Source organism: Bacillus sp. FDAARGOS_1420 (assembly GCF_019344915.1).
GTDB classification, from domain to species: domain Bacteria; phylum Bacillota; class Bacilli; order Bacillales; family Bacillaceae_G; genus Bacillus_A; species Bacillus_A mycoides.
Genome location: NZ_JAHWJB010000002.1, coordinates 255,334 through 280,889 on the forward strand (window position 1 = coordinate 255,334; position 25,556 = coordinate 280,889).

Annotated in this window: 25 protein-coding genes and 3 pseudogenes; 23 read left to right on the forward strand and 5 right to left on the reverse strand. The window is 34.4% G+C overall.

The features are described from left to right. Positions 1 to 3 precede the first annotated feature (3 nt). From lplA to I6L50_RS11605, 19 genes and pseudogenes are all read left to right on the forward strand, one after another. Positions 4 to 993 (forward strand): lipoate--protein ligase, encoded by a 990-nt coding sequence (lplA, locus tag I6L50_RS11520; RefSeq protein WP_219301560.1) that lies wholly within the window; start codon positions 4 to 6, stop codon positions 991 to 993. A 252-nt stretch (positions 994 to 1,245) separates the two neighbouring features. Continuing rightward, positions 1,246 to 1,671: a hypothetical protein gene (locus tag I6L50_RS11525; protein ID WP_219301561.1), complete on the forward strand. Its 426-nt coding sequence runs from the start codon at positions 1,246 to 1,248 to the stop codon at positions 1,669 to 1,671. Between the two features lie 177 nt (positions 1,672 to 1,848). Then, a complete protein-coding gene (locus I6L50_RS11530; protein ID WP_219301563.1) occupies positions 1,849 to 3,381 on the forward strand; it encodes a fatty acid--CoA ligase family protein in 1,533 nt (510 codons plus the stop codon). A 184-nt stretch (positions 3,382 to 3,565) separates the two neighbouring features. Beyond that, positions 3,566 to 3,817, forward strand: a complete 252-nt coding sequence (locus I6L50_RS11535; protein ID WP_002134875.1) for a hypothetical protein — start codon at positions 3,566 to 3,568, stop codon at positions 3,815 to 3,817. Between the two features lie 96 nt (positions 3,818 to 3,913). Then, a complete protein-coding gene (locus I6L50_RS11540) occupies positions 3,914 to 4,948 on the forward strand; it encodes an S-layer homology domain-containing protein (RefSeq protein ID WP_219301565.1) in 1,035 nt (344 codons plus the stop codon). Positions 4,949 to 5,171: 223 nt separating this feature from the next. Beyond that, the gene (locus tag I6L50_RS11545; protein ID WP_002011197.1) at positions 5,172 to 6,227 is read left to right on the forward strand and encodes a sulfate ABC transporter substrate-binding protein; all 1,056 of its coding nucleotides are present in this window, start codon (positions 5,172 to 5,174) and stop codon (positions 6,225 to 6,227) included. A 21-nt stretch (positions 6,228 to 6,248) separates the two neighbouring features. Next, positions 6,249 to 7,076, forward strand: a complete 828-nt coding sequence (cysT, locus tag I6L50_RS11550; RefSeq protein ID WP_002011198.1) for a sulfate ABC transporter permease subunit CysT — start codon at positions 6,249 to 6,251, stop codon at positions 7,074 to 7,076. Between the two features lie 11 nt (positions 7,077 to 7,087). Further along, positions 7,088 to 7,945 carry a sulfate ABC transporter permease subunit CysW gene (cysW, locus tag I6L50_RS11555; protein ID WP_219301567.1) on the forward strand — a complete coding sequence of 286 codons (858 nt, stop codon included), beginning with the start codon at positions 7,088 to 7,090 and terminating at the stop codon, positions 7,943 to 7,945. Between the two features lie 12 nt (positions 7,946 to 7,957). Continuing rightward, positions 7,958 to 9,031, forward strand: coding sequence for a sulfate/molybdate ABC transporter ATP-binding protein (locus I6L50_RS11560; RefSeq protein WP_002125843.1), 1,074 nt, complete (start codon positions 7,958 to 7,960; stop codon positions 9,029 to 9,031). 383 nt (positions 9,032 to 9,414) lie between these two features. Then, a pseudogene (locus tag I6L50_RS11565) lies at positions 9,415 to 9,606 on the forward strand (hypothetical protein); the annotation flags it as partial. 150 nt (positions 9,607 to 9,756) lie between these two features. After that, a pseudogene (locus I6L50_RS34810) lies at positions 9,757 to 9,825 on the forward strand (HNH endonuclease); the annotation flags it as partial. A 12-nt stretch (positions 9,826 to 9,837) separates the two neighbouring features. Continuing rightward, a complete protein-coding gene (locus I6L50_RS34815) occupies positions 9,838 to 9,909 on the forward strand; it encodes an HNH endonuclease (RefSeq protein WP_257475415.1) in 72 nt (23 codons plus the stop codon). After that, positions 9,897 to 11,564 (forward strand): outer membrane protein assembly factor BamB family protein, encoded by a 1,668-nt coding sequence (locus I6L50_RS11575; RefSeq protein WP_219301571.1) that lies wholly within the window; start codon positions 9,897 to 9,899, stop codon positions 11,562 to 11,564. Before I6L50_RS34815 ends, I6L50_RS11575 begins: the two co-directional genes overlap by 13 nt. Positions 11,565 to 11,694: 130 nt before the next feature. Continuing rightward, positions 11,695 to 12,510, forward strand: a complete 816-nt coding sequence (locus I6L50_RS11580; RefSeq protein WP_257475385.1) for a hypothetical protein — start codon at positions 11,695 to 11,697, stop codon at positions 12,508 to 12,510. Further along, positions 12,470 to 12,610 (forward strand): annotated as a pseudogene (locus tag I6L50_RS11585) (Imm44 family immunity protein); the annotation flags it as partial. The gene I6L50_RS11580 and the pseudogene I6L50_RS11585, both read left to right, overlap by 41 nt. A 315-nt stretch (positions 12,611 to 12,925) precedes the next feature. Next, complete coding sequence (locus I6L50_RS11590) at positions 12,926 to 13,105, forward strand: Wall associated protein (protein ID WP_219301573.1); 180 nt, start codon at positions 12,926 to 12,928, stop codon at positions 13,103 to 13,105. 67 nt (positions 13,106 to 13,172) lie between these two features. Further along, complete coding sequence (locus I6L50_RS11595) at positions 13,173 to 14,102, forward strand: hypothetical protein (RefSeq protein ID WP_219301575.1); 930 nt, start codon at positions 13,173 to 13,175, stop codon at positions 14,100 to 14,102. A 254-nt stretch (positions 14,103 to 14,356) separates the two neighbouring features. Beyond that, complete coding sequence (locus I6L50_RS11600) at positions 14,357 to 14,794, forward strand: WapI family immunity protein (RefSeq protein ID WP_219301577.1); 438 nt, start codon at positions 14,357 to 14,359, stop codon at positions 14,792 to 14,794. Positions 14,795 to 14,948: 154 nt separating this feature from the next. Further along, entirely contained in the window at positions 14,949 to 15,797 is an 849-nt protein-coding gene (locus I6L50_RS11605; RefSeq protein WP_219303689.1) for a hypothetical protein, read from the forward strand. A 54-nt stretch (positions 15,798 to 15,851) separates the two neighbouring features. Here the strand turns inward: I6L50_RS11605 and I6L50_RS11610 are convergent, their stop codons facing one another. Then, entirely contained in the window at positions 15,852 to 16,397 is a 546-nt protein-coding gene (locus tag I6L50_RS11610; RefSeq protein ID WP_219301579.1) for a TetR/AcrR family transcriptional regulator, read from the reverse strand. A 297-nt stretch (positions 16,398 to 16,694) separates the two neighbouring features. On the opposite strand from I6L50_RS11610, the gene I6L50_RS11615 reads away from it, so the two are divergent. From I6L50_RS11615 to I6L50_RS11625, 3 genes are all read left to right on the forward strand, one after another. Next, on the forward strand, positions 16,695 to 17,801 hold the full coding sequence (locus I6L50_RS11615; RefSeq protein ID WP_219301581.1) for a metallophosphoesterase: 1,107 nt from the start codon (positions 16,695 to 16,697) through the stop codon (positions 17,799 to 17,801). Between the two features lie 128 nt (positions 17,802 to 17,929). Then, on the forward strand, positions 17,930 to 18,907 hold the full coding sequence (locus I6L50_RS11620; RefSeq protein ID WP_219301583.1) for an HD domain-containing protein: 978 nt from the start codon (positions 17,930 to 17,932) through the stop codon (positions 18,905 to 18,907). Positions 18,908 to 19,391: 484 nt separating this feature from the next. After that, positions 19,392 to 20,003, forward strand: coding sequence for a hypothetical protein (locus I6L50_RS11625; RefSeq protein ID WP_219301585.1), 612 nt, complete (start codon positions 19,392 to 19,394; stop codon positions 20,001 to 20,003). 67 nt (positions 20,004 to 20,070) lie between these two features. Here I6L50_RS11625 and I6L50_RS11630 read toward each other — a convergent pair whose 3' ends face one another. Both I6L50_RS11630 and I6L50_RS11635 read right to left on the reverse strand, forming a co-directional pair. Next, positions 20,071 to 21,192: an anti-sigma factor gene (locus I6L50_RS11630; protein WP_219301587.1), complete on the reverse strand. Its 1,122-nt coding sequence runs from the start codon at positions 21,190 to 21,192 to the stop codon at positions 20,071 to 20,073. Positions 21,193 to 21,197: 5 nt separating this feature from the next. Next, positions 21,198 to 21,683 carry an RNA polymerase sigma factor gene (locus I6L50_RS11635; protein WP_002168921.1) on the reverse strand — a complete coding sequence of 162 codons (486 nt, stop codon included), beginning with the start codon at positions 21,681 to 21,683 and terminating at the stop codon, positions 21,198 to 21,200. A gap of 137 nt (positions 21,684 to 21,820) precedes the next feature. Between I6L50_RS11635 and I6L50_RS11640 the strand changes: the two genes are divergently transcribed. After that, complete coding sequence (locus tag I6L50_RS11640; protein WP_219301589.1) at positions 21,821 to 22,723, forward strand: AraC family transcriptional regulator; 903 nt, start codon at positions 21,821 to 21,823, stop codon at positions 22,721 to 22,723. Between the two features lie 309 nt (positions 22,724 to 23,032). On the opposite strand, the gene I6L50_RS11645 is transcribed toward I6L50_RS11640, so the two are convergent. Together I6L50_RS11645 and I6L50_RS11650 are read right to left on the reverse strand one after the other, a co-directional pair. Next, entirely contained in the window at positions 23,033 to 24,778 is a 1,746-nt protein-coding gene (locus I6L50_RS11645; protein ID WP_219301591.1) for an ATP-binding response regulator, read from the reverse strand. 9 nt (positions 24,779 to 24,787) lie between these two features. Then, positions 24,788 to 25,489, reverse strand: a complete 702-nt coding sequence (locus I6L50_RS11650) for a response regulator transcription factor (protein WP_219301593.1) — start codon at positions 25,487 to 25,489, stop codon at positions 24,788 to 24,790. Positions 25,490 to 25,556: the final 67 nt, after the last annotated feature.

The window sequence follows — 25,556 nt, forward strand, 5'->3', positions numbered from 1 at the left end:
ACGATGTTATTTATTGATAATAAAGGGATTACAGATCCTAGAATAAACTTAGCGATTGAAGAATATTGTGTGAAGAATTTAGATATTAACGAAACATATTTATTGTTCTACATTAACGAACCTTCAATTATCATTGGTAAAAACCAAAACACAGTAGAAGAAATTAATGCAGATTACGTAAAAGAACAAGGTATTCATGTCGTTCGTCGTCTATCAGGCGGAGGCGCAGTATATCATGATTTAGGAAACTTAAACTTCAGCTTTATTACGAAAGATGACGGAGATAGTTTCAGCAACTTCAAAAAGTTCACAGAGCCTGTAACGAAAGCGCTTGGTAAATTAGGCGTAAATGCAGAACTAAGTGGTCGTAACGATATTTTAGCTGAAGGTAGAAAAATTTCAGGTAACGCGCAGTTCTCAACGAAAGGTCGTATGTTTAGTCACGGTACGTTACTATTTGACTCTGAAATCGATCACGTTGTATCAGCACTTAAAGTGAAAATGGATAAAATTCAATCAAAAGGCATTAAATCAATCCGTAGCCGCGTTGCGAATATTACAGAGTTCTTAAACGAAAAAATGACGACAGAAGAGTTTAGACAACTTCTTCTAGAAACAATTTTCGAAGGAGAAACAGAAATTCCAACGTACGAATTAACAGAAAATGATTGGAAAGAAATCCATAAACTTTCTGAAGAGCGCTACCAAAATTGGGATTGGAACTACGGAAAATCTCCGAAGTTCAACTTACAACATTCACACCGCTTCCCAGTTGGACAAGTTGACGTTCGTCTTGAAGTGAAAAAAGGAACAGTAACAGAATGTAAAATTTACGGTGACTTCTTCGGATCACTAGATGTTCATGACATTGAAGAGCGTCTAACAGGCGTACAATTTGATAAAGATACATTCACTGTAGCTTTAGAAGGCGTAGATATCGTACGCTACTTCGGTAATATTACAACAGAAGATTTCTTACATTTATTCTTCTAAAAATGAGGGAGGCTGCCGTAACGGGCAGCCTCTTTTTTGCGTAGATTGTTGCGTTTTGTCGATAAGTCGATATATTTTAAAAATCGCTGATATAAGTTGAGTTACGGTCGATATATTTGGAAAATCGCTGATATATTTCGAGTTACGTTCGATATATTCGAAAAATCGCCGATATAATTTCATATACCATAAAATCACAGGACATTTGCCCCTCATAAAGGCATATATATATTCAAAAGGAGGCGGATTGAAATGAAGAGGGTAATGTATGTTGTATTACTGCTCAGCTTCGTCGTCGGAATGACAGCTTGTAACGATGAAACTTCTTCAAACCGTACGACTTTGTCTATTGGAAAGCCAGCGAAGGATAATGTCATATATTATACGCATACAGATAAAAAACGAAAGATAGATGATATACAAACTATGTTTCAAAATAAGAAATGGAAAAGAAATGAAACGTTTAGTACCGTTTGTAAAACGCCAGATCTTGTCTTGTCGATAGATGGGGACAATAAAGGATTGCCGACATTATATGTTACAGTCTACTTGCATGAAAATGGAGCGGACGCTCTCAATTTGTATGGAGAGTATACGGCTTTAAATAAAGAGGAAGTTGAAAAACTTAGAGAGAAGATGAGTGCATATTATCCTAAAATGATTTTAGCTATAGTTTAACTATATGTTTGTACCTGTTTTTTTTACATATAATTCTCGTATCTTACTAAAGTATTCTGGAAGAAAGTGGTTTATGTATATTCGATTAATAGAATATCACTTGCTACTTTAATTTTCTTTTAATATAATTAATTTAGAATTTTTAAATATTCTAAATTTTATAAAGGTGGGATTTGTGTGAATCTCGTTCAATCTTTGGCTGAAACGGCAAAAAATAAGGGGGATAAACCGGCATACATATTTATGGATCAGTCGGTCTCGTATGACCAATTAAACAAAGTGGTCACTAGGTTTTCTAGCAATTTAGCAAAAATGGGCATTGGAAAAGGGGACAATGTCGCATTAGCTGTAGGCAATTCACCACATTTTTTAGTCGGTTTATACGGAACGATGAAAGCTGGAGCAACTGTCATTCCGATTAATCCAATTTATACAGCAGACGAAATACATTACATATTACAAAATGGAGATGTAAAAACAATCATCGTACTCGACGTCCTTCTACCTGTTATACAATCTCTTACAACAAGACTTCCTTCACTTGAAAATATCATCATATGCGAAACCTCATCAGATTTTACTCATACAGAAACTGAAAAAATGAAAACGTTTACTAGTTTTGTAGGAACTGGAGATGTAACTTACGAAGGTCCTGAACTAGATGAAGAAGATGTAGCTGTTATTTTATACACTTCAGGTACAACTGGAAAGCCAAAAGGCGCTATGTTAACACATAAAAATTTATATAGTAATGCAAGCGATGTGGCGTCGTATTTACAATATACTGCGGACGATCGCGTCGTTGCGGCACTGCCGATGTTCCATGTATTTTGCTTAACAGTGGCGGTCAATGCGCCGATTGTGAACGGGGCGACTATTTTAATGTTACCGAAATTTAGTCCGAAAGAAGTATTCCGTATTTGTCGCACGTACGAACCAACGATTTTTGCTGGTGTACCGACAATGTACAATTATTTATATTTATTCGAAGAAGCAAGCGCAGAAGATGTGAAGACGCTTCGTCTTTGTATTTCAGGTGGTGCGTCAATGCCTGTTGCGCTTCTGCAAAACTTTGAAAAACGTTTTGACGTTATCGTTTCAGAAGGATACGGTTTATCAGAAGCATCACCAGTTACTTGTTTTAATCCATTAGATCGTCCTCGTAAACCAGGTTCGATTGGTACAAATATTTGGCACGTAGAAAATAAAATTGTGAACGAACTTGGGGAAGAAGTACCTGTTGGTGCAGTTGGGGAGTTAATTGTTCGCGGACCTAACGTTATGAAGGGTTACTATAATGCGCCAGAAGATACAGCTGCGACACTTAAAGACGGCTGGCTATATACAGGTGACTTAGCGAAAATGGATGAAGAAGGTTACTTCTATATCGTCGATCGCAAAAAAGATATCGTCCTAGTTGGTGGTTATAACGTATACCCTCGTGAAGTAGAAGAAGTATTATATACTCACGAATCTGTGGCTGAAGTTGTCGTAATTGGTGTACCGGATGAAAACTTAGGAGAAGCAGTGCGAGCTTACGTCGTTCTGAAGCAAACGAGCGTAACAGAAGAAGAGCTTATGCATTACTGCACGTTACATTTAGCGAAATATAAAGTGCCAATGAGCATTGAGTTTTTAACAGAATTGCCGAAGAATACAACTGGTAAATTGTTAAGAAGAGCTTTGAGAGAGAAGGCATTGCAAGTATAAAAATAAAGATATCCATCACTATGACTACATGTATAGAGATGGATATCTTTTTGTCCAAAAAAGCTGGATTAGTTTGGATGGACAAAATCCCTACTCATTAAAGTTTCACGTTATTTTTTAGAATTGGTTAAGCTATAAGCCCATATATTTAAACCGTAATATGACTAATAAGGAGGAGATATGTATGGAGCAGAAGGAATTACGCTTACGGAAAGTACAATATCTTATTTGTGACATTATGGATGAAATGAATATGAAGAATGAAAAGAAGAACTTAGAAACATTGCAAAAGGTAATTGATCACCTTTCAGGGGCAATTGGGGATTTAGTGGATCCATCGGGTACGTATTCATTAGATTATTTAGAGAGAAAAGTGCATACTGCTCATTATTTATTGTTTAAAAATGATCGGAAAGCATATTTGTGTAATAAATAGGAGTATTTGTTTAATCTTTTATTTGATATTGATAATCATTATCAATATGATAGTTATGTTGGGTATATTTATATAAAGGGAGATGTCATGTTGATAATGATTAAGAAAAAATATATTAATGCATTCGTTATAGCCGCAACTTTAGCAGTTCCATTTAGCGGTATTATGGCGCCAATTGCAAAAGCAGATGTGATTGAAATGAAGGCAGCTAGTAAACTTGCAGATGGTACATATGACGTTATTTTAAAAACGTATAAAGATCAAACGAATGAAACATCTGTTGCTTCTACGTATTTAAAAAATGCAAAAGTAACAATTCAAGGTGACAAAAAAATTGTTACGTTAACAGTGCAAGATAGTAGCTATTTCCAGTATCTTAAAGTAGAAGATACTAATAAATTAGGGACATTCCATGATGTGAAAGTGATCTCTGAAGATAAAACAAATAATGGTACGAAAGTTGTTCAATTTGAAATCGATGAGTTCTCGAAAAAATATAATATGCAAATGCATATATTAATTCCAGCAATTAAATATGATCATAAATATCAAGTGCAGTTTGAAATCGATGCGAGTGCAATTGAAAAAAAATCTAAGTTCTCAGATGTACCGACTTGGGCACAAGAGTCAGTTCAATATTTAGTAGACAAAGAGGCAGTACACGGTAAGCCAGATGGTACATTTGCACCAGCTGAAAATATCGATCGTGGTTCAGCAGCAAAAATATTAGCTACTGTTTTAGGGTTAGAAATTAATAAAGATGCGAAGCCATCATTCCGCGATGCTCAAAATCATTGGGCTACACCTTATATCGCAGCAGTTGAAAAAGCTGGTATTGTAAAAGGTGATGAGCAGGGTAACTTCAATCCGAGTGGACTAATTAACCGTGCATCAATGGCTACTATGCTAGTAAATGCATATAAATTAGAAAGAAATGAAAATATTAAATTACCAAAAGAATTTGCGGACTTAAAAAATCATTGGGGCGCGAAGTATGCCAATATTTTAATCCAAGAAAATATTTCAGTTGGAACAGATAATGGTTGGGCTCCAGATAAATCGGTAAGCCGCGCAGAAGCAGCTCAATTTATTGCGAAGACAGATAAGTTAAAGAAACTTCCTACAAGCTAAAAATCAGTGGGATTCCATTCCCGCTGATTTTTAGCTTGTAGGAAGTTTCTTATATAATAATTCTAAATTCCAAGTTGACACATGTGAATTACGGAATTAAAATGGAAAGAAATCAAACAGAATACAATAGAAGCTCATCAGAGAAACTGAAGGCGCACAACGTTCACTTTTGTGAATAGATTGTGTGCCTTTTTCTATTGTACAAACTAAGGGGGCTTTATATATGAAACAGTGGAGTAAGACAGCATTAATGAAAAGTACAGGTGTTTTATTATCAGCATTTGTCCTTTTGTCAGGGTGTGGTTCGGCAACATCCACTAACAATTCTGAAGGAAGTGCAGATAAGAAGACAGTCGAACTTTTAAATGTTTCATATGATCCAACGCGTGAGTTATATCAGGATTTCAATAAAGACTTTGCGAAGTATTGGAAAGAGAAGCATGGTCAAACAGTAAATGTAAAGCAATCACACGGGGGATCTGGAAGTCAGGCACGCTCCGTTATTGACGGCTTAGAAGCAGACGTTGTAACACTAGCGCTCGCTTATGATATTGACGCGATTAGTAAGAAGAAACAACTAGCAGAAGATTGGCAGAAGCGACTTGCGGATAATTCTACTCCGTATACATCAACGATTGTATTTCTTGTTAGAAAAGGAAACCCGAAAGGAATTAAAGATTGGGATGATTTAACGAAAAAAGGTGTGTCTGTCATTACACCAAACCCGAAAACATCTGGGGGAGCACGGTGGAACTATTTAGGTGCGTGGGGATATGCACTGAAGAAATATAACAATAGTGAAGATAAAGCGAAAGAGTTTGTCGGTCAAATTTATAAAAACGTGGAAGTACTAGATTCAGGAGCACGCGGGGCAACGACGACTTTCGTTGAAAAAGGAATTGGTGATGTGTTAATCGCTTGGGAAAATGAAGCGTTATTATCACAAAAAGAACTTGGAAAAGATAAATTCGAAATTGTAACACCTTCGATTAGTATACTTGCCGAGCCGCCAGTAGCAGTTGTAGACAAAGTCGTTGATAAAAAAGGAACGAAAAAAGTAGCAGAAGGATATCTTGAATATTTGTATTCAGAAAAGGGGCAAGAAATTGCGGCGAAAAACTTTTATCGCCCTCGTAATGAAAAAGTAGCAGAAAAGTACGCATCACAATTTCCGAAAGTTCAATTATTTACAGTCGATGAACTATTTGGAGGATGGAAAAAAGCACAAGAAAAGCATTTTAATGATGGCGGCGTATTCGATCAAATGTATAAAAAATAAGGGGGGATGAGGTGACGTTATATGAGGAAGAAGCGTGTCTTACCAGGGTTTGGATTATCTCTTGGATTTACAATGCTATATATGAGTTTATTCGTACTTATACCACTTTCTATCGTATTTATTCAAACTTCGCAGCTAGGTTGGAAGAAGTTTGCTGGGGTTATAACGAGTGAGCGCGTGTTGCATTCGTATCAAGTAAGTTTCACAACTTCACTTGCAGCGGCAATCGTAAATGCCATTTTTGGTTTATTAATTGCTTGGGTACTCGTTCGCTACACATTTCCAGGGAAGCGGTTATTAGACGGACTAATCGATTTACCATTCGCTCTTCCGACTGCTGTAGCTGGTATTACACTTACGACGCTTTATGCGGAAAATGGATTTATTGGAAAAATATTTAGTGTGTTTCATATAAAAGTAGCTTTTACCCAGCTCGGCATTATTGTGGCGCTTACGTTTATTGGCTTACCATTTGTCGTGCGAATGGTGCAACCAGTGCTGCAAAGTATTGATAAAGAAGTAGAAGAAGCAGCTTCTAGCTTAGGGGCGTCACGCTTTCAAATATTTGTAAAAATCATTTTGCCAGAAATATTCCCGGCCTTGCTTGCTGGTTTTTCACTCGCCTTTGCTCGGGCGTTAGGGGAATATGGATCTGTCGTGTTCATTGCAGGTAATATGCCGATGAAAACAGAAATCGCACCGCTTATGATTATGACAAAACTAGAACAATATGATTATGCAGGCGCAACAGCTGTAGCGGCTGTGATGCTTATTATTTCTCTCCTTTTCCTACTATTTATTAATATGATTCAAACTTGGAGCAGAAGGCATGAATTGAAAAGCGAATAGGAGGGGAGAAAATGGAACCAACATTATTAGAAAAGAAAATAGTAAAAAGCGTAGCAGTTAAAAAAGAATCTAAGTTTGTACCCATTTTATTCATTACGATAACAATTTTATTTTTATCTCTCTTTCTATTACTGCCGCTCGTGACAATTTTTATGAAAGCGTTCGAACGAGGAATTGATGTATATATTGCCGCTGTAACAGATCAAGAAGCATTTTTGGCAATCAGGTTAACGCTTCTCGTTGCTTTAATCGTTGTGCCGCTGAATACGATATTCGGAATAGCAGCGGCTTGGCTTATTACGAAGTTTCAGTTTAAAGGAAAGCAACTATTATTATCTCTTATTGAACTGCCGTTTGCTGTATCACCAGTCATTGCAGGATTAGTATTCGTTTTACTTTTCACACCTCGTGCTGCTCTTGGCGGATGGTTAATGGAACACGGGATAAAGCTCATCTTCTCTGTTCCTGGCATTATCATTGCGACGATATTTGTTACGTTTCCGTTCGTTGCGCGTGAATTAATCCCGGTTATGCAGGCGCAAGGGAAGAGTGAAGAAGAAGCGGCTCTATCACTTGGCGCAAGCGGATGGAAAATGTTTTGGCGCGTCACATTGCCAAATATAAAATGGGGCCTTTTATACGGCATGATTTTATGTAATGCCCGGGCCATTGGTGAATTCGGCGCCGTTTCCGTTGTATCTGGTCACGTGCGCGGCATGACAAATACGATGCCGCTTCATATTGAAATTTTGTACAATGAATATCAATTTTCAGCAGCGTTTGCTGTGGCGACTTTAATGTCACTCATCGCAGTTTTTACGCTCGTTATAAAAAACTGGATTGAATGGAGAATGGAAAAACGACAATAAGGAGTGAGTGCGATGAGTATTCAAATTCAAAATGTATCAAAACAATATGGTACATTTCAAGCGCTGACAGACATTCATTTGGATATTCCAAAAGGAGAACTTGTTGCCTTATTAGGCCCATCAGGTTCTGGGAAAACGACGTTATTACGAATTATTGCAGGACTAGAAGAAGCGGATGGAGGTTCGATCTCATTTGATGGAGAAGATTTAACTGATATTCACGTGAAAAACAGGCAAGTCGGTTTCGTCTTCCAGCACTATGCACTTTTTAAACATATGAATGTATTTGAAAATGTCGCTTTCGGTTTAAAAGTAAGAAAGAAAAACTTACGACCTTCAGCTGAAGTAATAAAAGAAAAAGTAACAGAACTATTGAAACTAGTAAAAATGGATGGTTTCGCAAAACGTTATCCAGCGCAATTATCTGGCGGACAACGCCAACGTATCGCACTAGCCCGGGCACTTGCAGTCGAACCGAAAATTTTATTGTTAGATGAACCGTTTGGTGCACTTGATGCAAAAGTACGGAAAGAATTGCGAAGATGGCTCCGGAAACTACATGACGAATTTCAAATTACGAGCGTATTCGTAACGCATGACCAAGAAGAAGCGTTAGACGTTGCGGACCGCATCGTTGTAATGAATGAAGGGCGCATTGAACAAATGGGAACACCGGAAGAAGTATATGAAAAACCGGCAAGCCCGTTCGTATACGACTTTTTAGGAAACGTGAATTTATTTCACGGCCGCGTTCATAAAGGTAAGCTAAATGTAGGATCAGTGGAGCTAGAAGCACCAGAGCATAAGCACGTTTCAAACGTAGACGGAGTGGGATACGTAAGACCACATCACTTATCAATCGATCGTACGAAACAAAGTATAGATGCCATCCCGGCGAAAGTAACATACTCACATGCAGTTGGCCCTGTCGTATATGTAGAATTGAAGCGCGACGGAACAGATGAGTATCTAGAAGCAGAAATTAGTAAAGAACAGTTTAGACAACTAGGCATTCAAACAGGTGAGTTTGTATACGTACATCCGAGAGAAGTGAAAGTGTTTATTCCAGAGGATTTTGTTATTTAATAATAAGGTGCAGTCCCTATATGAGTATGTATAGGGGCTGCATTTTTTTGTTTTTTGGATAAGGATTTTTAGGGAAAAATTGATGCTGCTGATTGGTATATTAAGGGGAATAGGTAATGAAGGAAAGAGATTTTATGGGTTTAATTTCTTGTATTCCCCTTATTTATTAAACGTAAATAAGGTAGATAGTACACCTTGTTTAATGATCATTTGTATATAAATATATTTTAATTCAATGTAATGAATTATGGAATAGAAAATGGAAAATTGTCGATAAAGAGTTGGAATTGATATCTTTTTTTAAAATCTTCCATTTTTTCAATTGAGTTTCTTTCTAAAATTCATTAAATTCTTAATGGTAAGAAATAAACTGATGCGAATGTATGGAAAAACAGCAAGTAAAGAAACGATGGTATAGGTACTTAATACAACTCATGGTAGTTGCATTAATGGTTACTTCTATACCGCTGAATGGATTGGCAGAAACGGCACCGCCGTTTACACCATCTCCAAATTCAGAACAAAGTCCACAAGTGGAGAAGAAAGAAGAGAAAGGGTTACCTGCTCCACATCCAGTAACGAAGGTGACATTTGATAAAAAAGGATTTCCTCAATTTAAGCCTAAAATTACTATGAGCCTTCCAAAATCTTAATGGAAAAAAAGTAATGCATCCCAATTTGATTATTTAAATAAAGAGGCATATAAGAAATATCAAAGTAAGTTTAATAAAGCTGAGTTAAAACTAATGCGGTCTGGAAAAAATCCAAAAGGTTATACGTGGCATCACCATCAAAATCCAGGAGACATGCAATTAGTTAATACTTGGACACATCAAAAAACTGGCCATACTGGAGGTAGGGCATTATGGGGAAAATAAAAGAAGGATTTAATATAAAACTGGAATATTTTAATGAAGACGAGTTGGAAATGCTAAGAGGTAAAATAATTTTCCTCATAGATGAAAAAATCATTTATGAAGAAGAGACTAATATTATAGAGCCCTTAATACAATTTTTTGATGAGTGGGTAGATCTTTTAAAGTATAAAGAGGCTACATTATTCTTAGATAACTATGAGAAGACTTTAAGATTTATTCAGCAAGAAAATATGATCAATATTAGAAGTAGTAAAGAAATTATTTCAGTTGAAAGAGTACAGTTTTTTAATGTTGTATTTGATTTTTGTAAGGAGCATATAGAGAAATTAATTAGTAAAGTACCAGAAGATTTTAAGTTGAATGCCGCTTATAAACAGATAATTGACTTAGAAAAGCTAGATGAGGACTTCATTACTACTGGAAACTTGAATGTTTATCGGGAATATTCAAGTGAAAGTTGTTATGAAATAAGTTGGAGTGACCTAAAAAATGAAAGGAATATAGAAATTCTTCCTCAATTCTCAAGAGACAACGACTTTTTATATGTTGGAAATGGACTAGAGCATAAGTTTAGTAAAATAGACACGTTGAATAAAAAAACACTTTGGACGGAACATCTCAATTTTGTTGAGAGTGGAATTGTATTTTGTCAACAAGATGATAAGGTTTTTGTAGCAGATATTAGTAGAGAAGAAGAAGAATCAAAACTTGTGTGCATGTCTGCAAAAGATGGAAAGAAATTATGGGAGTTAGAATTGGAAGGAGAAATAAAAGGGGTTTATCTCCTACCAAATAATGTATTAGACGTAATGGTTGTGATGGATTATGGTTTGAACATCATATTAGATATTCAAACAGGAAAAGAGAAACAGACTGTATATACTGGAATTGGTGGAGAAAATTTGAAGGTGCGACTGTTTTCTGATTATTATGTTCTGATAGGAGAATGTTATGAAGACGGAGAAATAATTGATCCCTATATAGTTTGTATGACAGCTGTTGACTTTAATAGTAATATTTTATGGAGAGAAAATATTGATTGTCGCCCCAATACGCCTACATATATAGAAAATCATATGGCTTTAATAGTGGGAATGGAGCGTGTTCAAAGGTGGGATTTGAAAAAAGAATCACCAGAATTAATCTTTGAGATAGAGATTGAAGAAGAGGATTATTTATATGTGATAGCTGATAACTTAAAGATAGGTTTGGTTAGGTCTATATATGATATGGAGGATGAAGAAACGAAAATATGTCTTCAATTCTTTGGAGTAGACGATGGTAAGGAAATATATCAATGTTTATTATCAGGTGAAATACAACTTGAACCTAACTTAGTTGATAATATGTGTGTTGCAGTTATGGATAATGGAAGAGTATATTGTATAGATTTAGTACATAACCAAATTAAGTGGGAAACAAGGTTTGAACATGACGTGATAAGAGCTCCGAGATATGTGGAGGGTAAGATCTATATGTCTTCAAATGAACTTGAAGTAAAATGCTTAGACATAAAATCTGGTAAGGTAGAATTCACATTATATTTACCAAAGTTTATTTTGGATTCTGATTCCATATATGAGGTAATTAAAACAAATAACTTATTGTATTTTACTTGTATTAGTGGAAATGTGTTTGAAGTACGCGAAAAATAACAAGGTATTTAGAAAAAAGAGAAGCTGTATAGTTCAAACTGTGCAGCTTCTCTTTTTACAAAAAAAAACGGTGGGAATTAATATCTATCGAAAATAGTGAATAATGGAAGGTGATTAAGAGGTGGTATCAATGCTAAAACGAGAGCCTTCAAAGCTTATAATAGAGGGAAATCAACTTTATATACCTTGGGTGTATTGTATAATACAGGATAACTTTATTGTTGTGGATTCTAAATCTCGAAAGTTACAGTTTAAAATTGTATGTCCAACATATAAGACTTTAGTAGAAGATGATTTTTTGGATATATATTTAAATAAGTATCCTGATTTTATTCATAAGGAACAAAGTTATTACTATAAAGAGTTTGATTTTCAAGGATCAAAGATAAATATTGAAGGACAATCCTTTGAGATTTTGAATGGGAATATTCAAATTGACTATTTATCTATAAGGACTTTTTCTATAGCAATGGAATTAGAATTAAGAGCGAGTAATGGTTTAAGAACGATGGCTACTTTATATTTATATCCCCTTATTAAGGAATCGATAACGGATGAGAGAAATATGTACTTTAGTAATCTTATTCCTAAAATAGTTAAAGAGGCAGGATCACTGGTGGGTTCAACTAATGGAAAACCGATAGAAGAGTTAAGTCTTGAAGATTTCTCGGTCGCACCAATCTGGGAGTGGGATTACGAGAATGAAAGTGTAGACTATCAAGACGAGACTTGGGTTCGCCCGTCTGTTGTTACAAATATATTTGAATTCGGGAATGCGGATGTTCATATAAAAGCGGACTTAGTATTAAATGATGAGGATATTTTATATCAATGTATTTTAAATATAGATATGGAACAGGGAGCACAGAATATTTCTATTATGGAAGGGGCTGTGTTTGCAAAGGAAGAGTATATTGATACTAAAAAGCATTATTCAATCTATTAGAATACTAGGGGAAAAGGCGAAGTCTGATTTTAATGCAATAAAGTTAGAACAAGATATTTTACAAGTTTTTGATATTAAAGCGAGTTTTCTCGAATTATGATAGATTTTCTTTTAGATTTGTGTGCTTTTTTTATAGGTATTAGTTTTATATGGTTAGGATTAAAAATAGATAAAAAGAGTTATAAAGAAAATCGTATGTTTATTGCATTGTTCAGTTTGACAAGCGCGTTTCCAATTATTCTAACTATAAGTTATTATTTGTTTAGAATATTTTCGATAGGTTTAGGCGTTATAATAGTTTATTTATTCTTTACTGGAGAACTTTCATGAGAAGGTGTGAAGTATGAGGGGAAATAAATAGAGAAATGATTTTTAGAAAGAAGAGCTGACGTAGGTTCTTCTTTTTTTATGGATTATGATCCAATGCACTAACGTTTTAAACGCGACATTACAAGAGGGAAGAAGTAAATCTTGCATATATGATAGTTTTAGAAACCGTACAAGTGTTAAAGTTGTAGAGAGTGGAAAAGAAATAAAGTCTGTAACAGCAACATTCAGTGATGGGAAGCAGCTTGGATCGATTGTAAAAGTATAAATAAAAAGAAGGTTTCCAGGAGTGATAGGAATTAGATTGTTATTGATTCATTGGAGGTCTGTTAGTTATGAAAAAACTAGTATTTAATAAGCAGATGGATTTTTCATATATAGAAGGAGAAATTCTCTACATTACAACGGGAAATAAACAAGATATTATAATTTTAGTATTGGATAAAAAGGTTACAGACCTTTATTATTATAAAATTATACACTCGTTGAAATCTGGCGTTTTGAAACAATATACTATAGAAAATAATCAATATTTTAACTTCATTCAACCTTTAGGAGAAAATTGGATTTTGGTTAAAAGTTTCGTTGAGAAAAAGGAAGATACAACGGCTACAATTTTTGATAAAAAAGGAAACATCGTTGCTTCATATTACTTAGGAAATGGAATAAAATATTTTCAAGTTGATGAAGAAGAACATTTATTGGTTGGGTATAGTGAAGAAGGTATATTTACTTCTGTAGAGGAATTGTTTATTTCAGATGAAGAGTTTGATTCGATAGATTGGGAAAATATATATGATATTAATAAATTTGAAAAGAGCGGATTAGCTATTTTTTCTAAGAATGGCGATTTAATTACTAATGAATTTAATAATTCAATAAAGAGATCTGCCTGTGATTGTACAGCAATACATATACAGAAGACAGGTGATATTTTAATGTCTTACTATAACGAGCAAGGAACGTATTCATTCACACAGATTAATAAAGAACGATGCGAACAAGTTATTCTATATGAAACAACATTGAATCATACATCACTATATTTAAAAGTGCAAAATAATATTATCTTTGGTGTCGATAACAATCAAATACATGCATATTCACTTGTAAATAAAAAATTAGCAACTCCGTTAACAGTAGATAGCGATGGAAATTCTATTCAATTTGAGTATATTTTTTCAAGAGATCAAACAATATATGCTGTTAAAGGGAAACGAATATTTTGTTGGGAGCAATATGGGATTTTAGAAGAGGGAGAATAAATAGAGAAGTGATTGAGAGAGAGAAAAGCTGATGTAGATTTTTCTCTCTTTTGTACACATTAATTTTTGTTGGCTATAAAAACATAAGGATAAACGCTATACTATCATTATAATTCTAAAGCAAAAAAAGGTCAGACACCTTCATTACCAATAAGAGATTAGATGAACTTATAAATATAAATTTTCCACAATTATACTTTAGATTAGTTATTTATTAGCCAAGCTGTTATACGTATTATAGGGAGGTGTAAATAATGGAATGTTTTCATATAGGCGAGCAGGATGATAATTTCATCAAGATTGTTATAACTGACTTTTCAGGTGAAGGAGATAGTTATTTTGGTGGAGCTTATTTCAAAGGAGAATGCGAACTAGGCTGTTCTGGTTTCAAAGTGAAAACGACATCATTTTATTTTGACAATAATGATATATATCACTTTTACAAAGACCTCCAAAAAATATATACCTTGGGATCTGGGACAGTACATTTTAAATCAGAATCAAATGAGTTATCTTTAACTTGTCACTTGGATATTGATACATCTTTCAAAATTTCAGTTAGTTTTAAAGAGCTTGAAGGAGATAGCACGCTAAGTTGTTATATATATGAATTCCATGAATATATACTTAGTATTAAAAGTCAGCTTTCTTCATTTTTAAATACTTTTAAATTCAATGGAAATGAGTCTTGAAGGTTTTTCTGCCGCACCAATCTGGGAGTGGGATTAGGAGAATGAAAGGGGAGTATTTAAAATAATAATTGAGAGCGAACGTCAAACTTATTAAAAGTATAGAAGTTTGACGCTTATTTTTATGTTTAGAATCAATGAGAGGATTTTCATCTATATGAAAGATATTGTATGTAAAGAGTTAATAAGTTTTAAGGATATTGTTGAAGCTTATCAGTTAAAAAAAGTGAGTTTGGATTATAAACAAAATGTGATTTTACTAGTACAAGATAATACGAATCAACCTTGTATTATTTATTTGGATAAAAATAATGTGAATATAAGTAAATTCAATTTAAACGTAGATATCGATGTTGAATCTGTGCGATGTATGCAACGAATCGGAGAGAAATGGTTACTTATATTTAATTATGAAGAGGATAATGCGGTTATTTATAATGCGGACGGAAGTGAACATTGTAAGTTTTATGCCGGAGAAGGGATTCAAGATTGTCAGGTTGATGTGAACGAAGATATATGGATTAGTTATTGTGATGAAGGAGTTTTTGGAGAGTCCTCGATTGGAGCAAACGGGATAGTTGCTTTTGACTCTACAGGTCACTTGATTTTTAATAATTATGATCAATATGTAGAAAAGTTTAATGTACCTCCTATAGATGATTGCTATGCAATGAACGTTATAGATGGAGACGTTTGGCTCTATTATTATTCAGAATTTCCTTTAGTTCAAATGAAAGATAAAAATTTTCATATGTTGTGGAATGAAATAAATGTAACGATGGAAATATGGTCAGAAAGTTTTGCGGTTGCTCAAGATAAAGTAGTATTCATTACTCAAGATAAAAAGTTGGTTGTTTATGATTTAAATAATAATCATGTGTATGATAGTAATCCTTGTAATGAACTAGGTGAGCCGATTCAATTTGTTAATTATTACAGCCGCGGATCTGTTATGTATTTTCAGACGGATGATAGGCTGTATTTTGTTGATGCAATTAATATGTGAGGTGATAAATATAAAAAGTGCACCCAACAATCTGGGTGCACTTTTTCATAACCGTTATATATTCCTCTTCATCAATTCTCCAACCTGCGTCGCAACGTACTCAATATCATTATCAATTTCGTCTAATACGTAAGATTCTAAAATGCCCATTACAGCAGTTCCTAAAAATTTTAAAACGATGTGTTTATCAATGTTTTGATTTACTGACGTATTTGTATTTAGTTTTTTCTCTAGTTCACCCATGATAAAAGTTAGTAACTTTTTCTGAAATAATAATGTGCTGTTGCTTCTAAATAACGCTGCGAAAAATGGTTTATGTTCTCTGAAGTATTCAAACCATATGACAGTTCCTTCTATATAACCTTTTGTTTGTTTTATATCGCATATTTCTCTTAATTGTTCTAAATGATCATCGACAATTTTATCTAATAAATTGTACTTATCTAGATAGTGTAGGTAGAAAGTTTTTCTCCCGATATTTGCCTTTTCGGTAATGTTTTTTACTGTAATTCCGTCAAAGCCATCTTCAATTAACATTTCTATAAATGCAGATTGAATGGCGGTTTGTGATTTTATAATTCTTCTATCGATTTTCTCCATATGTTCCTCCGTTCTTTAATACACAAATCTTGTAATGTGTGTATTAATACTCGAATAATTAAATGTGGTCATTGAAACGGATTCATGCTCACTTTATTATAAATATACACGTGAGTATTAACTCTCGCAAGTGTAAAACTGAAAAATAAAGGTGCTTTGAATATAGCGGTTACAAAGAGAAGCGTATGATAATGCGGGAAGATTACAAGTAAGAGGAAAATAACTTTGATTTGCTTACTATTTACGTTCTAGGCACATAACAAGTTATAATAGAAGAAATCAATAAGGAGGCTGGCTGTGAAAAGTTTTCGTTATCTCAATATATTCACTATTTTAATTGTATACACACTACTTATGTTTTACATCGGCTGGAACGGATGGGTTTGGCTTCATGCGGTGTTCGGCTGGGAATCTTGGGGATATTACGCTTTCGTAGTTGGCTTCATTTCATATGCGTATATTCTCGTACAAGTGTTTAAATTCCTTCCTTTCCTGCGAACGGTCGGTTCAATTTGGTTTGCGGTTATACAATACGCGCTTATGTTATTGCCGTTAGCCGATATTGCCGTCTTATTATTACAGTTTTCAGTGGAGAAAGAGACGGCAATTATTTGGACAGGAACGGTCGTTTTACTCGTGTTCATCTTTATCTTTGCATATGGAGTATTCAACGCATATAGTCCAGTAGTAAGAAAGTACGAAGTGCACATACCGAAAAGAGTAGAAGGGCGTAAAAGTTTACGCATTGCGATGGCCTCTGATATGCATTTCGGTAAACTGTCTGGAGTTGCTCATTTAAAGAGACTCGTTCGTCATGTAAATGAAATGAAACCCGATATTATTTTACTGCCTGGTGATATTATCGACGATCATCCAGGTGTGTTCATTCAAAAAAATATGGGACCAATCATGAAACAGATGAAAGCTCCATTAGGCGTATATGGTGTGTTAGGAAATCATGAATATTACGGACGAGCTGTTCCTGAGTTTTTACAAGAGATGGATAAGATTGATATTCGTATTCTTTTAGATGAAGTCATTACAATTGAAGATGATTTTTATCTCGTCGGAAGAAGGGATAAAACAGAGCGTGATCGTCAAAGCTTTGAAAATCTAATGAGTACGGTAGATAAATCGCTTCCTGTTATCGCAATGGATCACCAACCATTTGAATTGAAACAAGCAGCGGATGCTGGCGTTGATTTACTACTATCCGGTCACACGCATCGCGGACAAATGGCGCCGAACCATATTGTGACGAGAAGAATGTACGAACTAGACTGGGGATACGCACAAAAAGGTGCATTCCACGCGATTGTTTCTTCTGGGTTTGGATTCTGGGGACCACCGCTTAGACTGGGAAGTAGATCCGAGATTGTGCAGGTTGAAGTTACATTTGAATAGGATTGTGAAATAGAGAGCTGAGTGCTCTCTATTTTTAAAAATGAAAAAAGGCTCCATATAAGGAGCGCTCAATAAAAACAAATGAATTAAAACAAATAGAAGACGCTGCTTAAAAAGGGGGATTTTAAGTGATCATATCAGATGTCATATACGGTGAGTTTAAAGTAGATAAAGTGTTAGAAGAACTAATTTTAAGTAAACCTGTTCAAAGGCTGAAAGGGGTTCATCAAGCCGGAGCAAGTTACTTAATGAATGAGAAATGGAATGTAACACGTTTTGATCATTCAGTTGGTGCTATGTTGTTAATTAAAAAGCTTGGTGGTTCAGTAGAAGAACAGATTGCTGGTTTACTGCATGACGTATCGCATACTGCTTTTTCTCATGTGATTGATTATGTTTTTGATAACGAAAATGAAAGTTATCATGAAGAAATATTTAGTGCTGTCGTGAAAAACTCGGAAATCTCGGCGATTCTTTCAAAACATGGTTATAACTATGAAGATATTTTGTTAGATGATTCGAAGTGGACATTACTTGAAAGATCTGCGCCAGAATTATGTGCAGACCGAGTGGATTACACATTACGAGATATGTTTACATATGGATATATTTCTTTAGAAGAAGCTCAAGACTTTTTAAATGATTTAATCGAAGTTAATGGGAAAATGGTTCTTCAAAGTATCGAAATGGCAGAGTGGTTTACGAAGACGTATTACAAAGAAGTAATTGATTTCTTTATGAAACCAATGAATATTTATGGAAACGATATGTTAGCTAAAACGTTAAAATTAGCTCTTCATAAAAAGATAATCCATCCAGATGATTTTCTTCTTGAAGATCATGAGCTTATTACGAAATTACAGCTATGTAAAGATCAAGAAGTAGATGCTTTATTAAGAAAAGTTCATCCAAGTATAGAAGTAAAAGAAAATAGAAATGAGTATGATCTACATCAGAAAAATAAAGTGCGTCTTATTGATCCTCCATTACTTCGTGAAGGTGAAGTTGTTCGATCGTCTGTTATATCGGAAAAAATAAGACAGATGAGCGATATCGCTTATGAAAAGGCGATAAGAGGGATGTATGTGAAAGTGATTTCTAATTAGTTTATTTGTAATAGGAAAAGGTGTCATCAATTATGATGACACCTTTTCGCTTTAAAGGGTTGTTCGTACGGAAATGTGTTACATTTTTACGATACTACTTTATTTTACCAGACAAATTCCTTTTATAGTAAAAAATAAAACTTGTAAAGTTTTCCACCAAAAATAATTTGTGAAAAAAGTACTAATTTTTAATGTGACAAAAATAATATATTTTTCAATAATTGCTTTAGGATCTTTCGTTCTTTATATATGGATTGTTATATTTTTTAAGGTAATTTAAAGTTTTTTGTCGTTTTTTGTTGTAATTTTCATATTATGATAAAGAAAATGTTCGGAATCAGCCATTATAACAGAAAAATTTTAAAAAAACAGAATTGAATCATATTGCTTATTTTAATATAATTTATTTGTTAATTAATAACATATTTAGGTCATAATTCTTTATTGCGGTGAGAATTCTTTTTAGCATAGGAGGATTTACAGAATGGTTAAAACGGCAAAACCTGAAATGATGAGTGAATTAAAAGAAACAGTTTACAAATTCTTTCCGAAAAATATTGTGAAAGAAGAGGGATTGTACGAGGAGTCCAAAGAGCATAAAAAGTTTGTATCCTTAAAAGAGAGTTTTATAAAAAACGAAAGCTCTCAAAAGGAAATTTTGTCTTTAATCGAGTCAACATTTTGTGATTATCACGTGTCAGACTATACAGATTTAAACCTATATAATTGTCTAGAATATAATGTGTTACTAAACGGAAAAGAACCGATGTTAAATGATGATATTGATTGGATAAGAAAATCAAGAGGCGAGCGCCTTGATTTAGGTGTTTTTGTTAGCTTACTTGATAAATATTATTATTACTACGTATTAAAAACAACATATGATGAAGAGTTAAGAGAGTGGGCTTTTGAAATCATTGATATAGAAATGGATACCATTTGTAAATTTGAAAAACTAATGAATACAAAAGGATTTGTAAGAGTAGAACGAGAGGTTGCTAGAACTACAATTCCTGATATAGAAACGGAATGTTTACGTATGGGGGAAGTTAACGTATTCCACGCTTTATTCACGGATTCTGTTAGTGAAATATAGGTTTTAAATTATTAAAAAGGTTGTGTAGAAAATAGCTGCTATTTTCTACGCAACCTTTTCATTTTCACTAATCAAACCAATTCCAAACCTCAATATCTCCAAGAGTCGCATAACGTACGTGCGGGGAGTTTTGTAATTTTAATAATTCTTTCGACGGCCCCGTAATGACAATGCCGTATACTTTTACGCCGTTATCTTTTACATATTTATAACGTTTATCTAAGTTTAGTTCTTTCTCAGGAAACGCAGCTATTTTGCTTACCGTTTTTTTATGTGTAGAAAGAATACGCATCATTTCGATTACTTTATCTTCTGGTGTTTTCTGCGTGTCTGTTTCACTATTAAGGAATCTTACGTGTTCTGGAAATCCTATAGCTTCCCCGCCATGTAGGATGTAATCTTCTACATTTGTTTTTTCTTGTCCCGTATCTAAAGCGTACCATACAGGAGTTGGAGGGAGTTCTTGTGCTTCGAATATGCTATATAAAAGCGGTTCTAATTCTTTTAAAGTGTAAGTTTTATCAAAAGAAATTGCTACTTCTGCAACGGTTCCATCATGTACTTTTGCAAGTGTATCCCATACTTTTTTTGAGGAATCCTTTAAATAATCACCCTGCTTTGTTTTGGGATGAACAAAGAAGAGTTTTGGTTGATAGAACGGATTCATCCAAGTTTGTTTCGTGACATCTACAGATGATAAGAAGCTTTTTGTTTCTACTGTACCGAGTGGCATTTCTTTTTTACCGACGGTTCTTACTAAATCGAAGCTGCTGTTCGTACGGAAAAAAGCTTCTACACTTGTTCCGCCCCCCATAACACGGCTATTTGGGATAGTTGCTTCAAGTGCAAGCGAAGGAACTTCTCTAATTTCTTCTAGCCTTTTATCATTATTAGCTTGAAAATAAAAGGCTGATAATACCCCGCCGATTATATATATAACGATGCAAATGGATAATATAAAACCAAACGTTTGTAACCGATGTTTCCACTTAATTCTCCAAAAAGGAACTTTAAGATCTTTTGGCGGTAACCTTTTCTTAACGGCTTCGGTCTTCGCAAGTAATTCATCCAAATGCACTTCACACTCTTCGCAAGTCTCAATATGACTTTCTAGCTGCTCTTGTTCATCATGTGTGAGCGTTCCTTTTTCATATTTCTTCCACAGTTTTTTAAACTCTGCACAACCCATCTGTATCACTCCTTTATGCTTTTCGTTTCTTTTCTTCCTCGGTGTAACTCAATTTTTACTTTTGCTAACGAGAGACCAGTCATTTCTGCTATTTCCTTATAAGAGAATCCGTAGTAATCTCGTAGTAGTAACACATTTCGTCTTTCGAGCGGAAGAGAGGATATACTTTGTAACCAACTCGTAATCTCATGTTTTACGAAATAAGAGTGCTCTGTACTTGGCACGTTTGGTAAATGGAATTCTTCAATTTGCGTTGTTTTATACTTCTTTTCTTTTCGGTACCAATCGATAAAGGCGTTGTAGGCGATTGTAAATAACCACGGCCTAATTTCTTCTCCTTTATAATAGTCAATATGGACGAGCATCCGGTAAAATGTTTCTTGCATGAGATCTTCAGCACTATGAGAATCTCCGGTTAGGGAGAGAAGATAGCGAAATAAATCTTGCATATGCTCTGAGTAAATTTCTTCTAATGATTGTTTGCGTTTCACTACATTTCCCTCCCTTCATATATAACAACGAAATACATATAAAAAAGTTACATTTTTTTATGGAATTATAGTAAAAAACGTCAAGAATTGGATAGGATTCTCTTTTATCATAATACATATAAGGCGGGTGAACAGAGATGGAAAGCTATGAAACACAAATTCAAAGGTCAATTGATTATATTGAGGAAGATGTAATGGAAAAACAAACGCTGCGTAATTTAGCACGTGTTGCAGGTTTTTCTGAGTCGCATTTTCATCGTGTATTCCAGGCGTTAGTAGGCGATACAGTAATGGAGTATGTTCGAAAGAGGAGGTTAGCCCGGGCAGCTTATCAACTTTCTCATACGGATGAAAAAGTTATTGATATCGCATTTGAGCATGGCTTTCAATCTCACGAAACGTTCACGAGAGCCTTTAAAAAATTATTTCAAATGACACCAAGTGAATATCGAAAACAAGAAATTGAAACACCAATGTATTATAGAGTGAATGTAAAACAAAGAAAATTAAATCCATATTTAGGGGGCATACAAATGGAATATCGTATTGTAAATAAACCAGAATTTTTAATGGCGGGTTATGAGCTGAAGACGACAAGTAAAGAAGGAAAAAACCATCAAGATATCCCAGTATTTTGGCAAGAATATTTACAAAAAGATCTTGGAACGACGATTCCGAATCGTAAAGATACGAGCCAATGGGTAGAACTTGGATTATGTACTGATTTTAATTTAGAAACAGGGGACTTCACTTATATTATCGGAATGGAAGTTACAGACTTTGAAAATGTACCAAATGCAGTTGCAAAGCGTACATTCCCTGCGGCGACATATGCAGTATTTACAACGCCAAAAGTTCCTCATGAAGAAATGGTATCGTCTATTCACCAAACGTGGAATGCAGTATTCTCAGAATGGTTTCCGCATTCAGGATATGAACATTGCGGAGTTACAGAGTTTGAACAATACGATGAGCGTTGCCATGCAGATAAAAGTGAGTTCGCTCAAGTTGAGCTTTGGATACCAGTGAAGAAGAAATAATAGGAGGAAAAGCGAGCCAGAGAGGTTCGCTTTTTTATCCGTAATACGGGGGGGGAATATTGAATTGTTTTTTGTAAGGAGTATGAAACACAGATCCTCTTATAATATAGATTGCTACATTTGACGATTTTTGTCGACAAATCGATATATCTTGAAAATCGCTGATATATTTCGAGTTACGGTCGATATATTTGAAAAATCGCTGATATATTTTGAGTTGCGCCGATATATTTAAAAAATCGCCGATATAATTTCATTTACCGTGGAACTCCCCCAGAAAAGAAAAAAAGGCGCCATATAGCGCCTTTTCTACGAACTAAACGGAAACACAAGTATAATCGTCGTTCCTTTTCCAAGTTCACTATCAATGAAAATCGTTCCGTTATGGGCATGAACGAGCTGTTTTGTAATGGCGAGACCAAGTCCAGTTCCGATGTTGCTTTCTTCTGTATTCGTTCCTCTGTAATATCGCTCGAATAGAAGTTCTTTCGTTTTATCATCCATGCCTTTTCCATTATCTGAAATAGATAGTGTAAATGAATTTGCATTTTGCGAAAGTTTTACGATTACGTTTGTCGTTTCATTATTATGTTTTACAGCGTTTGCGAGTAGGTTTTCGATAATACGTTGGAACCATTTTTCTTCAATAAAATATTGGATTTTGCTTGAACTTGGCACGAATTCAATGTTTTGATTTTGTAGTGTCGGGTTATTAATAAATTGTAATAGTACTTTTCGGACGAACTGATTAATTTCAACATTTACGTGTTGCGCAGGAAGCGTATCATTTTTTAATTGATATGTTAAACTTAAGTCGTCAATTAATGTAGTCATATATTGAGATTTTTCTTTCATTACATGGCCAAATTTTTCAATGTCTTGATCCGTCCAATTATATTGCTTCGATTCTAGTAATAATGCATAGCCGTATATAGAGCTAAGCGGTGTTTTTAGATCATGCGTCAGGCCGGTAATCCACTCTTCACGTGTTTGTTGCAGTACTTTTCTCATTGCATCGTTCTTTTTCAAAGTAATAGAAAGGTGCTCTAGTGAGTTTGTAACGTCTTTGAATATACGGAACGACCATTTTTCTTTACCGGAGCGCCGAAACCGAACTGGTTTGCCTTTTTTACTAACAGGTTCTTCATATTTTCCTCCGGCTATGTTTTTAAGCCAGCGCATCGTGTGTAATAAAGGCTTTCCAAACTTATTTCCATACCAAATTGAAAGAATGACTAAATAAACAAACACAATAAGGAGGATTAAGCTGCATCCGATTAGAAGTTTCTTGGTAAATATATCATCTAATTCATCATCTGGATAATAATGAGCGTTTGGGGCGGATACAACGACGAGATGACCGCTATTTGAATCGTAAAAACTGGATATATTTTCTTTATAATTCCACGGTTCTTTTTCATTAAGAGCCGTTTTTATAGCCGAAAATGTTTTTTTCTTCCCAGTTGGATAGGAAAAAACTTCTTCGCCATTGTTATTAAATATTTGCAGTGTTGCTTTTTCTTTAGAAAGTAAGTGTTTTTCTTGTTCAGTTAATGCAAATTCATTTAATGACAAAGAAGGGTGTCCTTGTTGTATCGTTTTTAGTAATGCATTACTTTTTAGTTTGGCACCGTAAATAACGATCACTGGTTTCTTTTCTAATTTAATTTCCCAATAGTTAAATTTATAAATATTGTTGTTGTTACTATTCTGTAAATACGTAAGTAAGGATGTCTTTGTGTAAGAGGTCGGAACATCGTTAGGCGTATTAAAGTTGTAAAGGACCTTTCCATCTTCATCTACAATTTGAAGCCAATCACTCTTTTCTGTTATTAAATCTTTTACCTCAGATTTTAAAGTAATGTTATTGTCTTCAGAAGAAATATATTCGGAGATTGTAAAGGTATCATAATCAGAAATATTAGGTTCATATAAAGTACTATTAAGAAGAAAAATTAAATAAGAAAAAGAAGCAATTACTGCGATAAGTAACGTAACTAAGACAAAAACGTGTTGTAAAATAAACTGGATTATAAGTCGTTTATTAAAATTCATATCTTTAACCTACTTTGTAATGAACTTATAGCCAAGTCCACGAACTGTTTTTATGTATTCTGGTTTACTTGGATCTTGTTCAATTTTTTCACGTAGTTTTCGAATGTGAACCATAACAGTATTATCATCTCCATTATAGGCAGGTGCTCCCCAAACTTTTTCATATAATTCTTCCTTCGAAAATACGTAGTTCGGATTCTCACAAAAGAATAGTAGTAGTTGAAAGAGTTGAGCGGAACATTCGACAACATTTCCATCTACTGTTAGTTCCGCAGAATGTTGGTCAATTTCAAATCTCCCAAAAGAAAAGGAGTATATTCTTTGTTCTTGTATGTTTTGTTTCATATGTCTTCGGAGTTGAGCTCTCATACGAGCGACTACTTCTAGTGGATTAAATGGTTTCGTAATGTAATCATCCGCACCGTATGAAAATCCGGAAATTTTATCTACATCAGATGTTTTTGCTGTTAGGAAGAAGATAGGGCAATCCGTTTTTTGGCGAATGATTGGACAAATGTCAAAACCGGATTGTCCAGGAAGCATTACATCTAAAATAATTAAATCGTAATTGTTTTGCTCGGTGAGAGATAAGGCTATTTCCGCAGATGTTGCAGTTGTAATATGAGAAAAACCTTCTTTTTCAAGAATGGTAGTTAGTAATTGTAAAATTGCTGTTTCATCATCAATGAGTAGAATATTTGCGTGATACATATGAATCCCTCCTAATTTCCTCGAATATCATATCATCTTTTTGTAACTTATGGAATTTTTAAGAAAA